A 20713-nucleotide genomic window follows, 5' to 3' on the forward strand; every position below is an offset into this window, starting at 1 on the left:
GCGGGTCAGAGGCCGAGCACGGCGCGTGTGTGGACGACGTCGTCGTCCATCTGCGCGATCAGCGGCTCGATGCCGTCGTACCGGACCATGCCGCGCAGGCGCTCCACGAGCTCCACGCGGATCTCCTCGCCGTACAGCTCCAGGTCGGTGCGGTCCAGGACGTACGACTCCACCCGCCGCTCCACGCCGTCGAACGTCGGGTTGGTGCCGACCGAGATCGCCGCGGGCAGCCGGTTGCCGTGGGCGCGCACGACCCAGCCGGCGTACACGCCGTCCGGCGGCACCGCGTACGCCTCGTCGACGGGGACGTTGGCGGTCGGGAAGCCGAGCTCGCGGCCACGCTGGTCGCCCTTGCGGACCACGCCGGAGATCTCGTGCGGACGCCCCAGGACCTCGGCCGCCTCGGGCAACCGGCCCTCGGCGACGTAGCGGCGCACGAGGGTGGACGAGAACGGCTCGGTCCCGCCGTCGAGGCCCAGGCCGTCGACCGCGAAGCCGGCACGCGCGCCGGCCTCCCGCAGGAACGTCGTGTCGCCGCTCGCGCGGTGGCCGAAGCGGAAGTTGTCGCCGACGGCCACGAGCGTGGTGCGCAGCTGGTCGAGCAGCACCCGGTCGACGAACTCCTGCGGCGTCCAGCCCGCCATCTCGCGGGTGAAGTCGAGGATGCGGACCTCGTCGACGCCGGCGGCGTGCAGGAGCTCGACCCGGCGGCGCATCGTCGTCAGCCGCTTGGGCGCACGCTCGGGCGCGACGACCGCGAGCGGGTGCGGCTCAAAGGTGATCGCGATGACGGGCAGGCCGTCGGCCAGCTCTCGCGTACGGGCGATGACGTGCTGGTGCCCGCGGTGCACACCGTCGAAGTTGCCCACGGTCACAGCGGCCGGCTCGGCCCGCGGCGCGGTCGAAGCCCCCGGGAAGTCTCGCCAGATCGTCACGAGGAAACTGTGCCACACGCCGCGCTCGTGGCCGCGGCGAGCCGAACCTAAGAACACTCTCACCGTCACCTCATCGACCCGGTCCCCCGCATCGGGCAGGGTTGACCCATGAACGTGACCCGGCGACTGCCCGCAGTGCTCCTGTCGGTCGTCGCGGTCGCCCTGCTGGTGGTCATCGGCATCCGCGTGTCGGCCGGCGCCGACCCGGCCCCGCAGGACACCTCCCCGCTCGAGATCGCCCCCACCACCTCCGCGCCGCCGACGCCCAGCCCGTCACCCACGCGGACCACGCCGTCGCCGCGCGAGACCGATGACGACGATGACGACGACTACGACAAGTCGTACCCGAAGCCGCGGGACTACGACGACGATGACGACGACGACCACCGAGGCCGCGACCACGCCGAAGACGACTGAGCCTCGATGACTCGTCCCACCTGGTCGCGCCTGACGGTACGGCAGCGTCTCACCGCGACGATCGCCCTGTTGACGTCCGTCGCCCTGCTGGCGGTGGGCGGCACCCTCTACGTGCTGGAGGCGCGCCGCATCGACCGCAGCGTCGACTCCACGATCAGCCAGGAGATCGGCGAGTTCCGCACCCTGCGAGCTCAGGACGACCCGGCCACCGGCAAGCCGTTCACCACCGCGGAGCGCCTCCTCGAGGTGTTCCTGGAGCGGAACCTCCCCGACCCCGACGAGCAGCTCTTCGCGTTCCCGGCCGACGGACGCCCCAGCTACCAGGGCGAGTACGACGCCCGGCTGCAGCGGTCGACGCAGTTCCCGGCGCTGGTCGAGCGGCTCAGCACGACCGGCGGCGCCGAGACGCTGACCATCGACGGCCACGAGTACCGGGTCGCCGTGCAGCCGATCGCGGTCGGCTCGTCCACCTCGTCGTTCGTGGTCGTCCACGACGTGGCGGCCAGCCGCGCCCCGCTCCGCGACCTGATCGTCACGTACGTGCTGCTGGCCGCGTTGTCGGTCATCGTCGTCGCAGGCGTCGCGTCGTGGAGCGCCGGACGGCTGCTGAGCCCCGTGCGGCGGCTACGGGAGACGGCGCAGGGCATCACCGACGGGGACCTGGGCGGACGGATCGAGGTGACGGGCCACGACGACCTGTCGGACCTGCAGCGGACGTTCAACGCGATGCTCGACCGGCTCGAGGCGGCGTTCGCGGCCCAGCGTCAGCTGCTCGACGACGCGGGGCACGAGCTGCGCACGCCGCTGACCGTCCTGCGCGGGCACCTCGAGGTGCTGGACGTCGACGACCCCGAGGACGTCGCCGCGACACGGGCGCTGCTACTGGACGAGATCGACCGCATGTCGCGCCTGGTCGACGACCTGCTCATGCTGGCCAAGGCACGACGCCCCGACTTCGTCCGGCCGCGGCCAGTCGACGTCGAGTCGCTGACCCTCGGCGCGCTCGAGCGGGCGCGGGCGCTGGCCGACCGCAGGTGGGTGCTCGACGCGGTCGCGCGGACGACCGCCCCGGTCGACGGCCAGCGCATCACCCAGGCGTTGCTGCAGCTGTCGGAGAACGCGGCCCGGCACACCGAGGTCGGCGACGAGATCGGCATCGGGTCACGGACCCACGAGGGCCGGCTCGAGCTGTGGGTCCGGGACTCCGGCCCGGGTGTGGACCCGGCCATCGCCCCCGCGATCTTCCAGCGCTTCGCCCAGGGAGAGGATGCTCGCGAGGGCTTCGGCCTCGGCCTCTCGATCGTGAGCGCGATCGCGGAGGCGCACGGCGGTGACGTCGTGCTGGACGACACGGACACGGGCGCCACGTTCCGCGTCCGACTGCCCATGGAAGGTGCGACATGTCCCGGATCCTGATCGTGGAGGACGAGGACCGGATCTCCTCGTTCCTGGCCAAGGGGCTCAAGGCGGAGGGCTTCACGCCCACGGTGGTGACCGACGGCGTCACGGGACTGGACTACGCCCTCACCGGCGAGTTCGACCTGATGGTGCTGGACATCGGCCTGCCCGGGTTGGACGGCTTCCGCATCCTGGAGCGGGTCAGCGCGGACCGCCCGACGCTGCCGGTGATCGTCCTGACGGCGCGGGACTCGGTCACCGACACGGTCGCCGCGCTCGAGGGCGGCGCCGCCGACTACATGTCCAAGCCCTTCAAGTTCGGCGAGCTGCTCGCCCGGGTGCGCCTGCGCCTGCGCTCCCCCGGCGACGCCGCGCCGCAGGAGGACCTCTCGGTCGGTCCGGTCCGGATCGACCTGAGACGCCGCCGGGCGTACGTCGGTGAGCGGGAGGTCGAGCTGTCCGCGCGAGAGCTCACCCTCGCTGAGGTGCTGATCCGCAATCGCGGGCTCGTCCTGTCGCGCGAGCAGCTGCTGTCGCAGGTCTGGGGCTACGACTTCGACCCGGGCTCGAACGTGGTGGACGTCTACATCGGCTACCTGCGCAAGAAGCTGGGTGCCCGCCTGATCACCACGGTGCGCGGCCTCGGCTACCGCGTCGACTGACGGGGACGCCGAGGGCGCGCGATGCGGTCGTCCGGTCAGAGCCTCACCTTGAAGCCCGACAGCCGGGCCTGCGGGAGGCGGGCCAGGAGGGGCTCCAGCGCCTCGGCCACCGCGGCCGGCCCGGGACGGTCGGCGGCGTCCGGGGCGAGGCAGGACACGATGAGATCGCCGAGCACTGTCGGGACGACGTGCGGCAGGTCGAACGGGGTCTGGTCCAGCTGGGCCCACCGGGGCTCGCGGTCGTACGCCCGGTAGCCCGCCGCCGCGCGGAACATCGTGGCGCCGAACGCCCACATGTCGCTCGCGTGGCCGACCGTCCCGAGGACTCCGGGCCGGCACTGCTCCGGGGCCATGTACTCGTCGCTGCCGACCGGGTCGGTGAGCCCGGCGGCCTCCTGGGCGTCCATCGCCACGCTGAAGTCGATGAGCTTGGCCGGGGCACCCATGATGACGTTGCTCGGCTTGAGGTCGAGGTGGCAGACGTCCTGCTGGCGCAGGTAGTGCAGCGCCGAGCACAGCTCGAGCCCCAGCGGCAGCAGCTGGTGCAGCGGCAGGTAGCCGTGGGTCGAGATGAGGGACGACAGGGTCGGGCCGTCCACGTTCTCGAGCACGAGGTACGGCCGGGGCCCCTCGTCGTCGTACGAGAACAGTCGTGCGATGCCCGGGTGGCTGACCCGGGACAGCATCTCGACCTCACGGACCAGCGCGGCCCGTGACGACCCGGCGTCGACGTGGCCCGGCCGGACGACCTTCGCGACGACCGGCGCGTACAGCCGCTCGTCGAAGGCCAGCCACGCCTCGTACACGTCGCCGCCGCCGACGGGCCTGACGGCCGTGAGGCCGGGGGCGATCTGGTCGCCCCCGGCCAGGCCCCACGTGTCCGACATCAGCTGTGACGGCCGCTGGTGCGGGTGGTGTTCTTGGTCGGCGAGGTGTTGACGGTCTTCGCCGTGTTGCGGGTCGGCGTGCTGTGCTTCGTGTTCTTCGACGCCGTCGTGTTCCCCGTGTTCTTGGTGTTCTTCGTGTTCCGGGTGTTCTTGGTCGGTGAGGTGTTGACGGTGTGGCTGGTCGGCGAGTCGGACGCCCGGTTCACGCGGTCGTCGCCGCCGTGGTCGTCCGGGTCGTCGTCCAGCTGGGTCGACTGGATCCACGAGCTCGACGTGTCCTCGCGCTTCACGACGACGTCCTTGGTGCTGCTTCCTCCGCCTGGCTCGGCGTGGGCGGCCGCCACCGCGAAGCCGGCAGTCCCGAAGGCGACCGTGCCGGCCAGGGCCACGATGCCGGTGCGTACGAGCTTGTCCATGATCTCTCCTCGGTCAGGTTTGCTGATGAGTCGAGACTCGCGGCCGCACGTGAGTCAGGGGTGAGCCGCGCGTGAGAGGGTTCTCACCCGCCGGCCGGGGCCACGCCGACGGTCAGAGCAGGGGCGCGAGCGGGCGCAGGATGGCCTCGTAGACCCGGGCCAGGAGCGGCCGGGACATCCACTGCTCGAGGGTCAGCTGCTCGCACTTCTCGCAGTCGTCGGCGAACACCTGCTGCATGCCACGGGCCAGGCCGCGGTCGAGGATCTCGAGGTTGATCTCGTAGTTGCCGAGGAGGCTCAGCCGGTCGATGTTCGCGGTGCCGATCGTGGTCCACTCGCCGTCGATCGTGGCGGTCTTGGCGTGCACCATGTGGTCGCGGTACCGGTGGATCTCGACTCCCGCCCGCAGCAGGCGCCCGTAGAAGCCGCGGGACAGCCAGTCGGTCACCACGTGGTTCGACACGCGCGGGACGATGATCCGCACCCGCACGCCGCGCCGACGCGCGTCCAGCAGCGCGGCCAGGATGTCGCGGTCGGGGATGAAGTACGCCGCGGTGATGTCGATGGTCAGGTGCGCCCGGTCGATCGCCTCGAGGTACATCCCACGGATGGGATACATCAGCTGGCGGGGCACGTTGCGGTGCGCCCGGATCTCCGGGCGCCACCCGGTCGGCGGGATCTGCTCGATCATCGGGGTGTTGCGCCGCGGGTGCGTGTTCCAGAAGTCCACGAACGCGTTGTCGAGGTCCCACACCGCGGGCCCGTCGATCCGCAGGTGCGTGTCGCGCCACTCGGTCGCGTACGCCGAGCCGATGTTGTAGCCGCCCACGTACGCGACCTTGTCGTCGACCACCAGGATCTTGCGGTGGTCACGACCGACGTGGCGGGGACTGAGGAGCTTCCACGACGACACGACCGGGTACACCAGCACGTTGACCACCGGCGGGAACGTCAGGAAGCTGCGCTTGACCACGAGGTTGGCGAACTGGTCGTAGATCACGTAGACGTCCACGCCCCGGTGGGCCGCGTCGATCAAGGCCTGCTTGAACCGGCGACCGGTCTCGTCGCCCTTGATGATGTACGTCTCGAGCAGGATCCGCCGTTCGGCACCCGCGATCGCGGCCAGCATGTCGTCGAACAGCGCGTCGCCGTAGGTGTACGTCGTGGCGACGCTGCCGTCGCCGATCGGGTGCGACACCGGCACGGCCGGAGGCAGATCGGGCACCCTGCGGCCGCGCATGAGGCGACGGACGCGGTCGGCACCCATCAGGGTCGCGACCGCCGTGACCTGCGCCACGAGGGTCGCCAGCAGTCCCTGCCGGACCAGACGACGGGTGCTCCGGCTCAGGCTCATGCGAGGACCTTACCGATCAGACGAACACGGCCACAGGCTTGGCCACGCCACCACGCTGCTCGTAGAGCGCAAGGAACTCCCCCGCCGGGTCGAACACGGCGACCGGTCCGGGCGCTCCGAGCTGGATCCCGGTGAGCGCGCGGCCGAACCGCACGTCAGCGGCCTCGCGCTCGGCCAGGTCGTACGAGGCGAAGCTGGCACGGGCCACGTCGTCGAGCCCGACCACGATCAGCTCGGACTCCAGCTGCTCCAGCGTGCGGGCGATCGACAGGCCGAAGCTCCCGACGCGGGTGCGGCGCAGCATCGTCAGGTGACCGCCGACGCCGAGGTCGGCACCGAGGTCACGCGCGAGGGCTCGGATGTACGTCCCGCTGGAGCAGACGACACGGACGTCGACGTCCACGACGTCGCCCTCGTGGCGCACCTCGTCGACCTCGAACGTCGAGACCTCCACGGGCCGGGCCTTGAGCTCGACCTCCTCGCCGGAGCGGACCTTGGCGTACGAGCGCACGCCGTCGACCTTGATCGCGGACACCGACGACGGCACCTGCATGATGCGACCGGTGTAGGCGGGCAGGATCGCCCGCACCGCGGCCTCGTCCACGTGTGCCGCGGACGTCGAGGAGGTGACCTCGCCCTCCGCGTCGTCGGTGACGGTCGACTGGCCGAGCCGGATCGTGCCGACGTACTCCTTGTCGGCCATCGTCAGGTGGCCGAGCAGGCGCGTGGCGCGGTTGATGCCGAGCACCAGCACGCCGGTCGCCATCGGGTCCAGCGTGCCGGCGTGGCCGACCTTCTTCGTCCCGGCCAGCCGGCGCATGCGCCCGACGACGTCGTGGGACGTCCAGCCTGCGGGCTTGTCGACGATGACGAGCCCCGACTGCTGGTCCGTCACGCGTCGTCGTCCTCGTCCTCATCGGCCACGGGCTTCTTGTACGGGTCGGCGTCGCCGGCGTACTGGGCGCCGGCGGAGCGCGACGCGACCTCCTCGTCGGAGGCCTTGACCTTGGCCAGCAGGTCCTCGATCTCCTTGGCCGTCTCGGGGACGGCGTCGAGGTAGAACGTGATCGAGGGGGTGATGCGGGTGCCGAGCTGCTTGCCGACCTCGGAGCGGATGAGGCCCGTGGCGCTCTTGAGCGCCGCGGCGGTGTCGGCGCGCTGCGCCTCGTCGCCCATGACGGTGTAGAACACCGATGCCTGCTGACCGTCACCGGTCATGCGGACGTCCGTGATCGTGACGAAGCCCAGTCGCGGGTCCTTGACCCGGCGCTCGAGCATCTGCGCCACGACGACCTTGATGCGGTCGCCGACCTTCGCGTTACGCGGTCCCGCCATGTTCCATCTCCCAAATCAGTGGGACGTCATCCCGTACGGGCCCCGGAGGGCTCGCACGGGATGACGTCCCGGGTGGTGACTGTTACGCGCGAGGCTTCTCGCGCATCTCGAACGTCTCGATGACGTCGCCGACCTTGATGTCGTTGAAGCCCCTGAGCACGAGACCGCACTCGAAGCCTTCGCGGACCTCGGACACATCGTCCTTCTCGCGCCGCAGGCTCGAGAAGTCCAGGTTGTCCGCGACGACCGAGCCGTCGCGCAGCAGGCGTGCCTTGGAGTTGCGTCGGATCGTGCCGCTGGTGACCATGCAACCGGCGATGTTGCCGATCTTGCTGGAGCGGAAGATGTCGCGGATCTCGGCGGTACCGAGCTGCGCCTCCTCGAACTCCGGCTTGAGCAGGCCCTTCAGCGACGCCTCGATCTCCTCGATCGCGTTGTAGATGATCGAGTAGTACTTGATCTCGACACCCTCGCGGTCGGCCAGCTCCGTCGCCTTGCCCTGGGGCCGGACGTTGAAGCCGATGATCACGGCGTTGGACGCCGCGGCCAGCATGACGTTGGTCTCGGTGATCGCACCGACACCGCGGTCGATGACCCGCAGCGCGACCTCGTCGCCGACGTCGATCTTGGCCAGTGCGTCCTCGAGCGCCTCGACCGAGCCCGAACCGTCACCCTTGAGGATGAGGAGCAGCTCGTCGGTCTCGCCCTTCTCCATCGAGGACATGAAGTCCTCGAGGGTCCGGCGACCCGTGCGCTGCGCCAGGAGGGCGTTGCGCTCGCGCGCCTCGCGCTTCTCGGCGATCTGGCGGGCCAGACGGTCATCGGCGACGACCATGAAGTTGTCGCCCGCACCGGGGACGGCCGTCAGGCCGAGCACAAGTGCCGGACGCGACGGGGTCGCCTCCTCGATGTTGTTGCCGTACTCGTCGAGCATGGCGCGCACACGACCGAACGCCGGACCGGCGACGATCGAGTCGCCCACCTTGAGCGTTCCTCGGTGGACCAGCACCGTCGCGACCGGGCCGCGGCCACGGTCGAGGTGAGCCTCGATGACGAGACCCTCGGCGTTCTGGTGCGGGTTGGCACGCAGGTCCAGCGATGCGTCGGCCGTCAGGATGACTGCCTCGAGCAGCGCGTCCAGACCGGTGCCCGCCTTGGCCGAGACGTCGACGAACATCGTGTCTCCGCCGTACTCCTCGGGCACGAGTCCGTACTCGGTGAGCTGGCCACGAACCTTGGTCGGGTCCGCGTCGGGCTTGTCGATCTTGTTGACCGCGACGACGATCGGGACGCCGGCGGCCTTGGCGTGGTTGAGCGCCTCGACCGTCTGCGGCATGACGCCGTCGTCCGCCGCGACCACGAGGATCGCGATGTCGGTCGCCTGGGCACCACGGGCACGCATGGCGGTGAACGCCTCGTGACCGGGGGTGTCGATCAGGGTGATGCGACGCTCGGTGCCGTCGACGTCGGTCGCGACCTGGTAGGCACCGATGGTCTGCGTGATGCCACCGGCCTCCTTGTCCACGACGTTGCTGCTGCGCAGCGCGTCGAGGAGCTTGGTCTTGCCGTGGTCGACGTGACCCATGACGGTGACGACCGGCGGACGCGGTGCGAGATCTTCCTCGGCACCCTCGTCCTCGCCGAACTCGATGTCGAACGACTCGAGCAGCTCGCGGTCCTCATCCTCGGGCGAGATGACCTCGACGTTGTAGTTGAGCTCCTCACCGAGGAGCAGCAACGTCTCGTCGTTGGCCGACTGCGTCGCCGTGACGATCTCGCCCAGGTGGAACAGCACCTCGACGAGCGATGCCGAGTCCGCGCCGATCTTGTCGGCGAAGTCCGCCAGGGACGAGCCACGGGTGAGACGCACGGTCTCGCCGTTGCCCTTGCGGACGCGGACGCCGCCGATGGCGGGCGCCTGCATCTGGTCGAATTCCTGACGCTTCGCGCGCTTGCTCTTGCGTCCACGACGGACGGGACCACCGGCGCGACCGAACGCGCCCTGGGTGCCGCCACGGGTGTTGCGACCCGCAGGACCGCCCGTACGGGGCGGGCCGCTGAAGCCGCCGCCACCGGGACGACCCGGAGCGCCGCCGCCACCGGGACGACCGGCGAAGCCGCCGCCACCGCCGCCGGGTCCACCGCGACCGGGAGCCCCACCGGGGCCACCACGGCCCGGAGCGCCGGGGCGTCCGGGTGCGCCACGACCGGCCGACGGGCCCGGGAGGCCCGACTGGCGCGGCATCATGGCCGGGTTGGGGCGAGGCATGCCGCCGGGGGTCGGCGCTGCGCCGGAGCCGCTGCCACCCTCACGGGCGGCGGGCGGACGCGGCGTGTTGCGCTGCATGCCCTGCGTCGACGAGAACGGGTTGTTGCCGGGGCGAGCGCCACCGGCGGACGGACGCGGACCGGGCGTGGGGCCCGGGGTGCGTGTGGGTGCCTCGGGCGCCGGGGTGGCAGCAGCCGCGGGAGCAGCCGGAGCCGCAGGTGCGGCCGGTGCCTTCTTCGCGACAGGTGCCGGCTCGGGGGCCTTGCGCGGTCCGGGGACCGGGCCGGGCGTCCGTGCCGGTGCTGCGGGTGCGGCCGGACCGGGGGTCGGCGCGGCCGGAGCGGCAGGTGCCGCAGGCGCAGCGGCCTGGGTCGGTGCAGCCGCAGGGGCGGCTTCGGCCTGGGCCGGAGCCTTGCGACCGGACTTCTTGGCGCCCTGCGCACGCAGGGCCTCGCCGTGCTCCTCGTTGAGGCGCCGGACGACAGGTGCTTCTACGGTCGAGGAGGCCGACTTCACGTACTCACCCATGTCTTTCAGGGTGTTGAGGACGACCTTGCTCTCGACGCCGAACTCTTTGGCGAGCTCGTGGACTCTTACAGCCACTTTTCTCCTTCAGGGGGGTCCGACCCCGAAGGAGGATCAGACCACTAGTTGACGAACGTGCTCATTGCGCAGTACTCATCGCGCAGTACTCATCGGCTGGTGCCGATCTGTGTGGTCATGAGCGGGCTCCGATTTCGTGTCATGGGAACGTCGCGGGTGCGACGACCCGGGTGGTCGAGCTGGTTTTCATCTTTCCTCGACGACGGCCGTCAGTGCGCTCAGGTCCAGGGGGCCTTCTACTCGAAGGGCCCGGCCGAACGCCTTGCGGCGTGTCGCGAGCTCCAGGCACCGGGTCGTGGGGTGCAGGTGCGCCCCTCTCCCCGGCAACGTCCCGCGCAGATCCGGTGTCACGACGACTGTCGTGGACTCCTGAGCTGCGACGATCCGCACCAGAGCGGCCTTGTCCGCACGTTGCCTGCAACCGATGCACGTCCGGACGACCTTCACCAGTCTACCCGTTTCGTGAAGCGCTCGCGCCATCGGTCACGAGCCCGACTGCGAGGGCACCTCGGTGTCCGAGCGGATGTCGATGCGCCAGCCGGTGAGCTTCGCGGCAAGACGGGCGTTCTGGCCCTCCTTGCCGATCGCGAGCGACAGCTGGAAGTCGGGGACGACCACGCGGGCCGAGCGTGTCGCGCCGTCCACGATCGTGACGCTCTTGACCTGCGACGGGGACAGCGCGTGCGCGATGAAGTCGGCCGGGTCGTCGCTGTAGTCGACGATGTCGATCTTCTCGCCGTGCAGCTCGTGCATCACGTTGCGGACGCGCGAGCCCATCGGGCCGATGCAGGCGCCCTTCGCGTTGATGCCGGGCGCGGTGGCACGGACCGCGATCTTGGTGCGGTGACCCGCCTCGCGGGCGATCGCGACGATCTCGACCGAGCCGTCGGCGATCTCGGGCGCCTCGAGGGCGAACAGCAGCTTGACCAGGTTGGGGTGCGTGCGCGAGACCTTGACCCGCGGGCCGCGCAGGCCCTTCTCGACGTCGTAGACGTACGCCTTGAGCCGTTCGCCGTGCGCGTACTTCTCCTCGGGGACCCGCTCGGTGCTGGTGAGGATCGCCTCGACGCGACCGAGGTCGAGCATCACGTCGTTCGGGTTGCGGCCCTGCTGGATGACACCGGAGACGATGTCGCCGACTTTGCCGGCGAACTCACCGAACTTCGACTCGTCCTCGGCGTCGCGGATGCGCTGCATGATGAGCTGGCGGGCGATCGTGGCGGCGAAGCGGCCGAAGTCCGCCGGGGTGTCGTCGAACTCGGCGGAGAACTTGGTCTCCGGACGCACGGGCTCCTGGCCCTCCTCGGGCTCGGGCGCCGGCGGCGTCTCGAGCCGCTCCTTGGCCCAGACGGTCACGTGTCCGTTCTTGCGGTCGAGCTCGACCCGGGCGTGCGGGTGGGCGGCGCCGGTCTTCTGGTACGCCGAGAGCAGGGCAGTCTCGATCGCCTCGCAGATCGCCTCGAAAGGGATCTCCTTCTCGCGCTCGAGAGCGCGGAGCGCGGCCATGTCGATGTCCATCAGGCGTCCTTCGGGTTGAGCTCGATCTGCACGAGCGCTGAGGTGATCTGGTCGTAGGGGTACCGCGTGGTCGTCCTGCCGACGATCTCCACGCCGTCGTCGTCGGACGCACCGATGCGTCCGTCGACCGAGGAGTCGTCCGCGAGCCGCAGGCGGACCAGGCGCCCCTCGTTGCGACGCCAGTGGCGTGGCAGCGTGAGCGGGCGGTCGACGCCGCGGGACGTCACCTCGAGCGTGTAGGGCTCCTGCCCCATCACGTCACTGGCGTCGAGGACCTCCGAGAGGGCGCGGGTCGCGTCGGTGATGTGGTCGATGCCCACACCGCCGTCCCGGTCCACCGCGATGCGGAGGACGCGCTTCCTGCCGGCCGGCGTCAGCTCCACTGCCTCGAGATCGAGGCCGAGCGACGACACGGTGGTCTCGACGAGGGTCTCCAGACTGTCCGTCATGGATCGTCCTCCGTCTTCTGTTGTGGGCACCGTGTGCAGTGTCAGCACCACCTTACCGAACCGCGGCGGGTGCTCCCGCCATCCGACGACGGGCACGTCCTGCGGAGCCCGGCGCGGGGCGGACGTTAACCTGCCATGGTGATCAGCCGACGCGTCCTTCTGGGGACGGGAGCCGCCGTCGCGGCCGGAGCGGCCGCCGTGGGTGTCGCGCATGTCACGCACGTGCTGGACGACGCGGCCGAGCTCGTCGGGCTGGATCCCAAGCCCGAGCCGGACCCCGAGGACGACCGGCTGGTGCGCCGCGCCGCGACCGAGGCGGCGTCGCTGCTGGCGACCGTGGAGGCAGCAGCGGCCGCCCACGGCTCGCTCCCGCTGCAGCCCCTCGAGGCGCTCGTGCGCGAGCAGCTGGCCGCGGTCGGCGGCGGGTCGGGGGACGCCACCGACGTCCGGACGCCCCGCACCCCGGCCGAGGCCGCCGACCAGCTCGCGCGGGCCTTCCGCGCCGCGTCGAGGGCGCGGGCAGCCGACGCGCTGCGATCGTTCTCCCCCGACCTCACCCGCGTGCTGGCCTCGATGTCCGCCGGCCTCGCGCAGGGCGCCCGGCAGGTCGGCGAGCTGCGATGACCCCCACCGAGGCCTTGCAGGCCTGGCTCGCGCTCGAGCACGAGGCGGTGTGGCTGTACCCGGTCGTCGGTGCGCGCTTCGCCGGTCTGCGTCCCCGTGCCTCCACCGCGTTCCGGACGCACCGGGACACCCGCGACGCGCTGGAGCGCCGCATCCGCGCGGCGGGCGAGGACCCGGTGGCGAACCGTCTGACGTATGACGTGGGGCCTCTCGACACCGAGAAGCGCGCACTGCGGGCCGCCCGCCGCCTCGAGGCGCAGATCAGCGCAGTCTGCCTGACGCTGGCCGGCGCCGCCGAGGGCGACCTGCGGGCGTACGCGGTCCGGAACCTCAACCGGGCGGCGCTGGCCGAGCTGACCTGGGGCGCGAGGCCCCAGGCCTTCCCCGGTCTCCCCTAGCCCAGAAGTGCGGGGTCCTGCACGTTCTCGGCTCGCGCCCTCGGTGCAGAAGCCCGCAAATCTGGGTGGGGCTCAGCCGCGCAGGTGGGCGACCAGGTCGGCCAGCGCGACGTCGGTGCGCTCCCCCGTCGCCCGGTCCTTGACCTCGACGACCCCGTCCACGAAGCCCTTGCCGACGACCACGATCACCGGGACGCCGATCAGCTCGGCGTCCTTGAACTTGACGCCCGGCGAGACCTTGCCGAGCCGGTCGTCGAACAGCACGTCGAAGCCCTCGCCGGTCAGGTCGGCGTAGACCTGCTCGGCACCGGCGACGACGGTCTCGTCCTTGCCTGCCACGATCAGGTGCACGTCGAAGGGCGCGAGCTCCTTGGGCCAGATCAGGCCGGCGTCGTCGTGCGCGTACTCCGCGACCGCCGCGACCGCGCGCGAGACACCCACGCCGTACGAGCCCATCGTGACCGTGACGAGCTTGCCGTTCTCGTCGAGGACCTTGAGGTCGAGCACCTCGGCGTACTTGCGGCCGAGCTGGAAGATGTGGCCCATCTCGATGCCGCGCGCGAGCTCCAGCGGGCCGGAGCCGTCGGGGGCAGGATCGCCGGCGCGCACCTCGGCGGCCTCGATCGTGCCATCGGACGTGAAGTCACGTCCGGCCACGAGATCGATGACGTGCGAGCCCGCGACGTTGGCGCCGGTGACCCAGCGGGTGCCCTCGACGACGCGGGGATCGGTCAGGTAGCGGATGCCGGTGTCGCTCTCGGTGCCGAGCGCCTCGGGGCCGATGTAGCCCTTGACCAGGCCGGGGTGCGCGGCGAACTCCGCGTCGCCGAACGGCTCGACCTCGGCCGGCGACACCTGCGCCTCGAGGCGCTTCGCGTCGACCTCGCGGTCACCGGGCAGCCCGATGGCCAGCGGCTCGCGCGCGCCGTCGGGGTGACGCAGCATCACCAGGACGTTCTTGAGCGTGTCGGCGGCCTCCCACGGGCGGTCCTCCCGCGGGAACGCCTCGTTGAGGTGGTCGACGAGCGACGCGATCGTCGGGGTGTCCGGCGTCTGCTCGGCGTGCGCCGCGGGTGCGTCGTCGTACGGCAGCGGGTCCGGCGCGACCGTCGTGACGGCCTCGACGTTGGCCGCGTAGCCGCCCGGCGAGCGGACGAACGTGTCCTCGCCGGTCGGCGACACCGCGAGGAACTCCTCGCTGGCCGAGCCGCCCATCGCGCCGGAGTCGGCGTGGACGATCGCGTACTCGAAGCCGAGCCGGTCGAAGATGCGGACGTACGCCGCGCGGTGCGCCTGGTACGACGCCTCGAGCCCGGCGTCGTCGATGTCGAACGAGTACGAGTCCTTCATGATGAACTCGCGGCCGCGCAGGATGCCCGCGCGCGGACGCGCCTCGTCGCGGTACTTGGTCTGGATCTGGTAGATGCTCAGCGGCAGGTCCTTGTACGAGGAGTACAGGTCCTTGACCAGGAGCGTGAACATCTCCTCGTGCGTCGGGCCGAGGAGCATGTCGTTGCCCTTGCGGTCCTTGAGGCGGAACAGGTTGGGGCCGTACTCGGTCCAGCGGTTGCTCGCCTCGTACGGCTCACGGGGCAGCAGCGACGGGAAGCGCACCTCCTGGGCGCCGATCGCGTCCATCTCCTCGCGGACGATGCGCTCGACCTTCGCCAGCACCTTCAGCCCCAGCGGGAGCCAGGAGTAGATGCCCGGGGCGACGCGCCGGATGTAGCCGGCCCGCACCAGGAGCTTGTGGCTCGGGACCTCCGCATCCGCAGGATCGTCACGGAGTGTTCGCAGGAAGAGCCGGGACATACGCATGTCCCGAGCCTATCGTTCTAGGACCTGGCGGCCTTCAGCGCGATGCGGATCATGGGGGCCTGCAGCGGCAGCCGCAGGACGGTCCCGAGCTTGAGGTACGCCGGAGCCTTCCGGCTGCGCAGCACGTCCAGGGTCATCTGGACGTTCGCCGGGAAGACGGCCGCGAGCAGGCCCACCGCGCCGAGCCCGCCGACGCGGCGCGTGCCGGGGTGCAGCATCATCGCGCCGAGGACGATCTCCGCCGCCCCGGAGGCGAGCACGAGCTCCTTCTTGCGCGGCAGCGGCTTGGGCACGATCCTCTCGAACGGCCGCGGCCTGACGAAGTGCAGGACCCCGATGCCGACGAACGCGCCGGCCATGACCGAGATGTCGCGACTCATGCGCGAAGCGTACCCACGGCACGGGTCGCGGTCCGGCGACTCCCCCGCCGACGGCGGCTAGAGCAGGATCGAGGCGAAGGTCGTGGTCTGCTGGAACCCCGCCCGCTCGTACGCCCGCCGGGCCGCGGTGTTGTGGTCGTTGACGTACAGCGTGACCACCGGGGCGATGGTCCGGCGCACCTGCTCGACGACCGCCGCGATCGCCGGCCCGGCGATGCCGCGGCCCCTCAGGTCGGGGTGGACGTAGACGCCCTGGAGCTGGCACGCGTACGGCGTCGCGGCCCCCACCTCGGTCTTGAACACGACCTGGCCGTCCTCGATGATCGCGAACGACCACCCGTGCGAGATCAGCTGGGAGACCCGGGCCCGGTAGCCGCTGCGGTTGCCCACCTCGGGGTCGACGCCCACCTCCTCGGTGAACATCGCGACGCACGCGGGGTAGATCGTGTCGAACTCGTCCATGACGACCTGGCGCACCCGCGGGTCGGGACGCAGCTTGCTGTCGTGGTCGATCACCATGAAGGGCTGGTCGAGACGCGGCGACCGAGCCGGTCCCCAGCGCGGCTCGAGCAGCTCCCACAGCGGGAGCACGGTCGACCGCAGGCCGACGACCGACGAGGGACGGATGTTGTCGGCCAGGACCCGCTCGGCGAACGCCTCGATCGCCGCCGGGGTGGCCTCGACGGGCACGAGGTTGGTGCCCGCGTGACAGGCCGAGACGAGCGTGCCGTCCTCGAAGTAGCCCCACACCTGGCCACCGAGCCACCGGGTCTGCAGTCCGGTCGCGTCGATGCGGTTGCGGACGAAGAGGTTGACCAGCCGGTCGCGGTCCAGCAGCGCTCGCAGCTCCGGCAGGTCGTCGGGCGTCAGAGCGCGAACCTGTGTCGTCGTCCTCAGCACTGCGCCTCCCATGGTGGTGGAACCAGCCTACGACGAGCGCCGGTCCCCAGCACGACCGGCGCCTCGTCGTGCCGGGCGAATCCCGCGTCCACCGGTAGGGTCCCCTCAAGCAGCACGCCAGGACGCACGACGAGCGGGGAGCCATGAGGGGCAAGCGGCACACAGGATGGTGCGTGACGACCGCGCTGACGCTCCTGCTGCTCGGGGGTTGCGGCTCGGACGAGCCGTCGGCGGCGTCGACGTCCGGCACGCCCACCTCGGCCGCGGCCGATCCCGACGGGCTCACCCCCGAGCAGCGCGAGGTGGTGGACGCGGCGGAGGCGTACACCGACGCGATCGTCGGTCGGGGCGCCCAGCCGCTCGGGCCCGTCATCAAGGACCTGGTGACGAAGGAGGTCTACGACTTCATCGTGCCGGCCGACACGAAGGCCCTCGAGGATGCGGGACTCCAGTACGTCGGGCAGGTCACGATCAAGCCGTCGAGCGTCACGATCACGGGCGACAAGGCCCTCGTGAAGGGGTGCCAGGACAGCTCCGAGGCCTTCATGGTCGCGAAGGGCCGGACCGCGCCGGACGCCGAAGCGAAGCCGTTGCCGTCGACGAGGATCTCCTTCGGCCTGGTGCGCAGGGACGGGCGATGGATCGTCTCCGATCCCGAGGCCGCGGACGCGAAGGCGTGCTGACGCGGTCGAGGAGGGAACCTCTGGTCGTCAGCTGATGCTGACGGCCGGGGAGCCGCCCTCGACCGGCTCCATGCCCTCGGCGAGGCGCATGGCCTCCTCGATCAGCGTCTCGACGATCTTGGACTCCGGCACGGTCTTGATGACCTCACCCTTGACGAAGATCTGGCCCTTGCCGTTGCCGCTCGCGACCCCCAGGTCGGCCTCGCGCGCCTCGCCGGGACCGTTCACGACGCATCCCATGACCGCGACGCGCAGCGGCACCTCGAGGCCCTCCAGCCCCGCGGTCACCTGCTCGGCGAGCGTGTAGACGTCCACCTGGGCGCGCCCGCACGAGGGGCACGACACGATCTCGAGCTTGCGCTCGCGCAGGTTGAGCGACTGCAGGATCTGGATGCCGACCTTGACCTCCTCGACGGGGGGCGCCGAGAGGGAGACCCGGATCGTGTCACCGATGCCCTTGCCGAGCAGGTAGCCGAACGCCGTGGCGCTCTTGATCGTGCCCTGGAACGCGGGGCCGGCCTCGGTGACACCGAGGTGCAGGGGCCAGTCGCCGCGCTCGGCCAGCATCTCGTACGCCTGCGCCATGATCACGGGGTCGTTGTGCTTGACCGAGATCTTGAAGTCGTGGAAGTCGTGCTCCTCGAACAAGGACGCCTCCCAGACCGCGGACTCGACGAGCGCCTCGGGGGTGGCCCGGCCGTACTTGTCGAAGATGCGCTTGTCCAGCGAGCCGGCGTTGACGCCGATGCGGATGGAGACGCCCGCGTCCTTGGCCGCGCGGGCGATCGCGCCGACCTGGTCGTCGAACTTGCGGATGTTGCCCGGGTTGACCCGCACCGCGGCACAACCCGCGTCGATCGCGGCGAACACGTACTTGGGCTGGAAGTGGATGTCGGCGATCACCGGGATGTTGGAGTGACGGGCGATCTCCGGCAGCGCGTCGGCGTCGTCCTGGCTCGGGCACGCGACGCGGACGATGTCGCAGCCCGCGGCGGTGAGCTCGGCGATCTGCTGCAGCGTCGTGTTGACGTCGGACGTCAGCGTCGTGGTCATGGACTGCACCGAGACGGGGGCGTCGCCGCCGACGTCGACGCTGCCGACCTTGATCTTGCGCGACTTGCGGCGCGGTGCGAGGACCGGCGGCGGCATGGCGGGGAGTCCGAGGTCCGTCATGAGAGAGATACCGGGTTGACGATGTCGGCGTAGATCAGGATCACGCTCATCAGCATAAGGAGGGCGCCCACACCGTACGCGACGGGCAGCATCTTGGCGACGTCCACGTAGCCCGGATCAGGGCGACCGCGCAGCTTCGCGATGCCGCGGCGGACCGCCTCCCAGAGGGCACCGGCGATGTGGCCGCCGTCGAGCGGGAGCAGCGGGATGAAGTTGAACATCGCCAGGAACAGGTTCAGCCCGGCCAGCAGGACCAGCACGCGCTGCGCGCGCTCGGCCCACGTCGGGTCGTCCACCGTGAACGACTCGCCGGCGACCCGGCTCGCGCCGACCACGCTGATCGGCCCGTTGGCGTCGCGCTCGGCACCGAACGCGGCCTTCGTCACGTCGACCATGCGGGACGGGAGGTGCCAGATCGCCTTGGCGGTGCCCACCACGTAGTCACCCATGACGTCCGCGACGTAGCCCGGACCCTGGCGCTCCATGTGCTCGGTCGGTGAGACGCCGAGGAAGCCGACCTCGACGGTCTTGGTGGGATCCTCCTGGTCCACGCGCGCCAGCACCGAGGTGCTGACCGTGGCGGACATGTCGCGCCCGTCGCGGACCCAGTCGATCGTCGCGCTGCCCGAGCCGTTGGCCCGGATGAGCTTCGACAGCGTCTCCCACGAGCCGACGCGGGTGCCGTTGAACTCGGTGATGCGGTCGCCCGGCTGGAGGCCTGCCTTGCTCGCGGGGGTCTCGGGATCGGACGGCTTGCAGGTGCGGCCGGCCTCCGCGTCGCTGATCGCGCAGTCCGACACCGCCTGCACGGTCGTCGTCGGGGTCAGCGCGCCGAAGCCCATGAACACGACGGCGAACAGGAACACCGCGATGATGATGTTCACGATCGGGCCGCCCGACATCACGATGAGCTTCTGCCACCACGGCTTGCGGTAGAACAGCCGGTCGAGGTCCTTGTCCTCGACGTGCTCGTACTCGGCGTCGCGGGCGTCGGAGATCAGCTGCGTGAACATGCCGGTGTTGGTCTTGCGGACCTCGTGCGGGTCCTTGCCCTTGGCGGGCGGGAGCATGCCGACCAGCTTGACGTAGCCGCCCAGCGGGATCGACTTGATGCCGAACTCGGTCTCGCCGCGCTTGGTCGACCAGACGGTGTTGCCGAAGCCCACGAAGAACTGGGTGACCTTGATGCCGAACTTCTTGGCCGGGTACATGTGCCCGAGCTCGTGCAGTGCGATCGACAGCACGACGCCGAGCACGAACACCACCACGCCGATGGTGTAGATCAGTGCATTCATCGTCGCTCCACCAGTTCCGTCGCCCGTTCCCGGGCCCATGTGTCGGCGCTGAGCACGCCGTCGAGGGTCATCTCCTGGCGGGCCGCGTCCGGGTCGGACAGGTGCTCCTCGAGCACTGCGCCCACCGTCTCCACTATGCCGAGGAAGCCCAAGTGCCCACCGACGAACGCGTCGACGCACACCTCGTTGGCGGCGTTGAACACCGCGGGGCCGGTGCGCCCGAACGTCCCGGCCTTGCGGGCCAGGCTCACGGCGGGGAACGCCTCGTCGTCCAGTGGGAAGAACTCCCACGTGGCCGGCCGCGTCCAGTCGCAGCCCGCGGCGGCGTCGGGTACCCGCTCGGGCCAGGCCAGCCCCAGCGCGATCGGCAGCTTCATGTCCGGAGGCGACGCCTGGACCATGGTCGCCCCGTCGACGAACTCCACCATCGAGTGGACGATCGACGGCGGATGGACCACGACCTCGATCCGGTCGAAGCCGATGTCGAACAGCAGATGGGCCTCGATGACCTCGAGACCCTTGTTGACGAGCGTCGCGGAGTTGATCGTGATGACCGGGCCCATGTCCCAGGTGGGGTGCGCCATGGCCTGCTCGGGCGTGACGTCGGCGAGCTCGGCGCGGGTACGCCCCCGGAACGGTCCGCCGCTCGCGGTGACGATCAGCTTGCGGACGTCGCCGGCCCTCTCGCCGCGCATCGCCTGGGCGAGGGCCGAGTGCTCGGAGTCGACCGGCACGAGCTGGCCGGGGCTCGCTGCCCCGGTCACCAGCTCGCCGCCGATGATGAGCGACTCCTTGTTGGCCAGGGCCAGGGTCACGCCGGTCTCGAGCGCGGCGAGCGTCGGCAGCAGGCCGACCGCGCCGGTCATCCCGTTGAGGACCACGTCGCAGGGGGTGCGGGCGACCTCGGTGGCCGCGTCCGGGCCCACGACCAGCCGCGGGACGCGGTGGTCGCCGTGCGCGTACCCGCGCCGCTGCGCCTCGGCGTACAGCGCGAGCTGCACGTCCTCGGCGGCACTGCCCCGGGCGACCGCGACGAGCGGCACGTCGAAGGCGATGGCCTGCTCGGCTAGCAGCCGCGGGTTGCTGCCCCCGGCGGCGAGCGCGACCACCTCGAACCGGTCGGGGTTCGCTGCGACGACCTCGAGGGCCTGGGTACCGATCGAGCCGGTCGAGCCGAGGATGGCGACACGCTTGCGCAT

At 70.9% G+C, this 20713-nt stretch carries 22 protein-coding genes; 6 read left to right on the forward strand and 16 right to left on the reverse strand.

The window, feature by feature from the left end; all coding sequences use genetic code 11:
* Positions 1-5: 5 nt before the first annotated feature.
* Complete coding sequence (locus C3E78_RS11370; protein WP_235833604.1) at positions 6-935, reverse strand: bifunctional riboflavin kinase/FAD synthetase; 930 nt, start codon at positions 933-935, stop codon at positions 6-8.
* A 108-nt stretch (positions 936-1043) separates the two neighbouring features.
* Here C3E78_RS11370 and C3E78_RS11375 point away from each other — a divergent pair, with 108 nt between their 5' ends.
* Genes C3E78_RS11375 through C3E78_RS11385 form a run of 3 tightly spaced genes read left to right on the forward strand, consistent with a single transcriptional unit; the run spans position 1044 to position 3412 of the window.
* A complete protein-coding gene (locus C3E78_RS11375) occupies positions 1044-1352 on the forward strand; it encodes a hypothetical protein (protein WP_108578446.1) in 309 nt (102 codons plus the stop codon).
* Positions 1353-1358: 6 nt separating this feature from the next.
* Positions 1359-2768 (forward strand): sensor histidine kinase, encoded by a 1410-nt coding sequence (locus C3E78_RS11380; protein WP_108578448.1) that lies wholly within the window; start codon positions 1359-1361, stop codon positions 2766-2768.
* A complete protein-coding gene (locus C3E78_RS11385) occupies positions 2753-3412 on the forward strand; it encodes a response regulator transcription factor (protein ID WP_108578450.1) in 660 nt (219 codons plus the stop codon). Before C3E78_RS11380 ends, C3E78_RS11385 begins: the two co-directional genes overlap by 16 nt.
* A gap of 35 nt (positions 3413-3447) precedes the next feature.
* On the opposite strand, the gene C3E78_RS11390 is transcribed toward C3E78_RS11385, so the two are convergent.
* The 9 genes from C3E78_RS11390 to rimP all read right to left on the reverse strand — a co-directional run bounded on the left by C3E78_RS11390 (position 3448) and on the right by rimP (position 12243).
* Positions 3448-4299, reverse strand: coding sequence for a serine/threonine-protein kinase (locus C3E78_RS11390; protein WP_108578452.1), 852 nt, complete (start codon positions 4297-4299; stop codon positions 3448-3450).
* Positions 4299-4715: a hypothetical protein gene (locus C3E78_RS11395; protein WP_108578454.1), complete on the reverse strand. Its 417-nt coding sequence runs from the start codon at positions 4713-4715 to the stop codon at positions 4299-4301. The genes C3E78_RS11390 and C3E78_RS11395 overlap by 1 nt, the downstream gene beginning before the upstream one ends.
* A gap of 112 nt (positions 4716-4827) precedes the next feature.
* Positions 4828-6069 carry a phospholipase D-like domain-containing protein gene (locus tag C3E78_RS11400; RefSeq protein ID WP_108578456.1) on the reverse strand — a complete coding sequence of 414 codons (1242 nt, stop codon included), beginning with the start codon at positions 6067-6069 and terminating at the stop codon, positions 4828-4830.
* A 16-nt stretch (positions 6070-6085) separates the two neighbouring features.
* A complete protein-coding gene (gene truB / locus C3E78_RS11405; protein ID WP_108578458.1) occupies positions 6086-6964 on the reverse strand; it encodes a tRNA pseudouridine(55) synthase TruB in 879 nt (292 codons plus the stop codon).
* Positions 6961-7404: a 30S ribosome-binding factor RbfA gene (gene rbfA, locus C3E78_RS11410; RefSeq protein WP_108578460.1), complete on the reverse strand. Its 444-nt coding sequence runs from the start codon at positions 7402-7404 to the stop codon at positions 6961-6963. Before rbfA ends, truB begins: the two co-directional genes overlap by 4 nt.
* Before the next feature lie 82 nt (positions 7405-7486).
* Positions 7487-10276 carry a translation initiation factor IF-2 gene (infB, locus tag C3E78_RS11415; RefSeq protein WP_108578462.1) on the reverse strand — a complete coding sequence of 930 codons (2790 nt, stop codon included), beginning with the start codon at positions 10274-10276 and terminating at the stop codon, positions 7487-7489.
* Positions 10277-10462: 186 nt separating this feature from the next.
* Positions 10463-10756 carry a YlxR family protein gene (locus tag C3E78_RS11420; protein ID WP_108578464.1) on the reverse strand — a complete coding sequence of 98 codons (294 nt, stop codon included), beginning with the start codon at positions 10754-10756 and terminating at the stop codon, positions 10463-10465.
* Between the two features lie 3 nt (positions 10757-10759).
* The gene (nusA, locus tag C3E78_RS11425) at positions 10760-11794 is read right to left on the reverse strand and encodes a transcription termination factor NusA (protein ID WP_108578466.1); all 1035 of its coding nucleotides are present in this window, start codon (positions 11792-11794) and stop codon (positions 10760-10762) included.
* Positions 11794-12243: a ribosome maturation factor RimP gene (gene rimP / locus C3E78_RS11430; RefSeq protein WP_108578468.1), complete on the reverse strand. Its 450-nt coding sequence runs from the start codon at positions 12241-12243 to the stop codon at positions 11794-11796. The genes nusA and rimP overlap by 1 nt, the downstream gene beginning before the upstream one ends.
* A gap of 135 nt (positions 12244-12378) precedes the next feature.
* Between rimP and C3E78_RS11435 the strand changes: the two genes are divergently transcribed.
* Together C3E78_RS11435 and C3E78_RS11440 are read left to right on the forward strand one after the other, a co-directional pair.
* Positions 12379-12867, forward strand: coding sequence for a hypothetical protein (locus tag C3E78_RS11435; RefSeq protein WP_108578470.1), 489 nt, complete (start codon positions 12379-12381; stop codon positions 12865-12867).
* On the forward strand, positions 12864-13265 hold the full coding sequence (locus tag C3E78_RS11440) for a DUF4439 domain-containing protein (RefSeq protein ID WP_108578472.1): 402 nt from the start codon (positions 12864-12866) through the stop codon (positions 13263-13265). Before C3E78_RS11435 ends, C3E78_RS11440 begins: the two co-directional genes overlap by 4 nt.
* Positions 13266-13337: 72 nt before the next feature.
* Here C3E78_RS11440 and C3E78_RS11445 read toward each other — a convergent pair whose 3' ends face one another.
* From C3E78_RS11445 to C3E78_RS11455, 3 genes are read right to left on the reverse strand one after another with little or no spacing between them, the layout of a single operon-like run.
* Positions 13338-15077 carry a proline--tRNA ligase gene (locus C3E78_RS11445; RefSeq protein ID WP_199907029.1) on the reverse strand — a complete coding sequence of 580 codons (1740 nt, stop codon included), beginning with the start codon at positions 15075-15077 and terminating at the stop codon, positions 13338-13340.
* A 23-nt stretch (positions 15078-15100) separates the two neighbouring features.
* On the reverse strand, positions 15101-15463 hold the full coding sequence (locus C3E78_RS11450) for a DoxX family protein (RefSeq protein WP_108578476.1): 363 nt from the start codon (positions 15461-15463) through the stop codon (positions 15101-15103).
* A gap of 57 nt (positions 15464-15520) precedes the next feature.
* Positions 15521-16375, reverse strand: a complete 855-nt coding sequence (locus C3E78_RS11455; RefSeq protein ID WP_108578478.1) for a GNAT family N-acetyltransferase — start codon at positions 16373-16375, stop codon at positions 15521-15523.
* Between the two features lie 161 nt (positions 16376-16536).
* Here C3E78_RS11455 and C3E78_RS11460 point away from each other — a divergent pair, with 161 nt between their 5' ends.
* On the forward strand, positions 16537-17046 hold the full coding sequence (locus tag C3E78_RS11460; protein WP_108578480.1) for a hypothetical protein: 510 nt from the start codon (positions 16537-16539) through the stop codon (positions 17044-17046).
* 27 nt (positions 17047-17073) lie between these two features.
* Here the strand turns inward: C3E78_RS11460 and ispG are convergent, their stop codons facing one another.
* The 3 genes from ispG to dxr are packed head-to-tail and all read right to left on the reverse strand — an operon-like array spanning position 17074 to position 20713.
* Positions 17074-18219, reverse strand: a complete 1146-nt coding sequence (ispG, locus tag C3E78_RS11465; RefSeq protein WP_108578482.1) for a flavodoxin-dependent (E)-4-hydroxy-3-methylbut-2-enyl-diphosphate synthase — start codon at positions 18217-18219, stop codon at positions 17074-17076.
* Positions 18216-19514: a M50 family metallopeptidase gene (locus C3E78_RS11470; RefSeq protein WP_108578484.1), complete on the reverse strand. Its 1299-nt coding sequence runs from the start codon at positions 19512-19514 to the stop codon at positions 18216-18218. The genes ispG and C3E78_RS11470 overlap by 4 nt, the downstream gene beginning before the upstream one ends.
* On the reverse strand, positions 19511-20713 hold the full coding sequence (dxr, locus tag C3E78_RS11475) for a 1-deoxy-D-xylulose-5-phosphate reductoisomerase (protein WP_108578486.1): 1203 nt from the start codon (positions 20711-20713) through the stop codon (positions 19511-19513). The genes C3E78_RS11470 and dxr overlap by 4 nt, the downstream gene beginning before the upstream one ends.

This window comes from Aeromicrobium chenweiae (assembly GCF_003065605.1).
Taxonomy (GTDB): Bacteria; Actinomycetota; Actinomycetes; order Propionibacteriales; family Nocardioidaceae; genus Aeromicrobium; species Aeromicrobium chenweiae.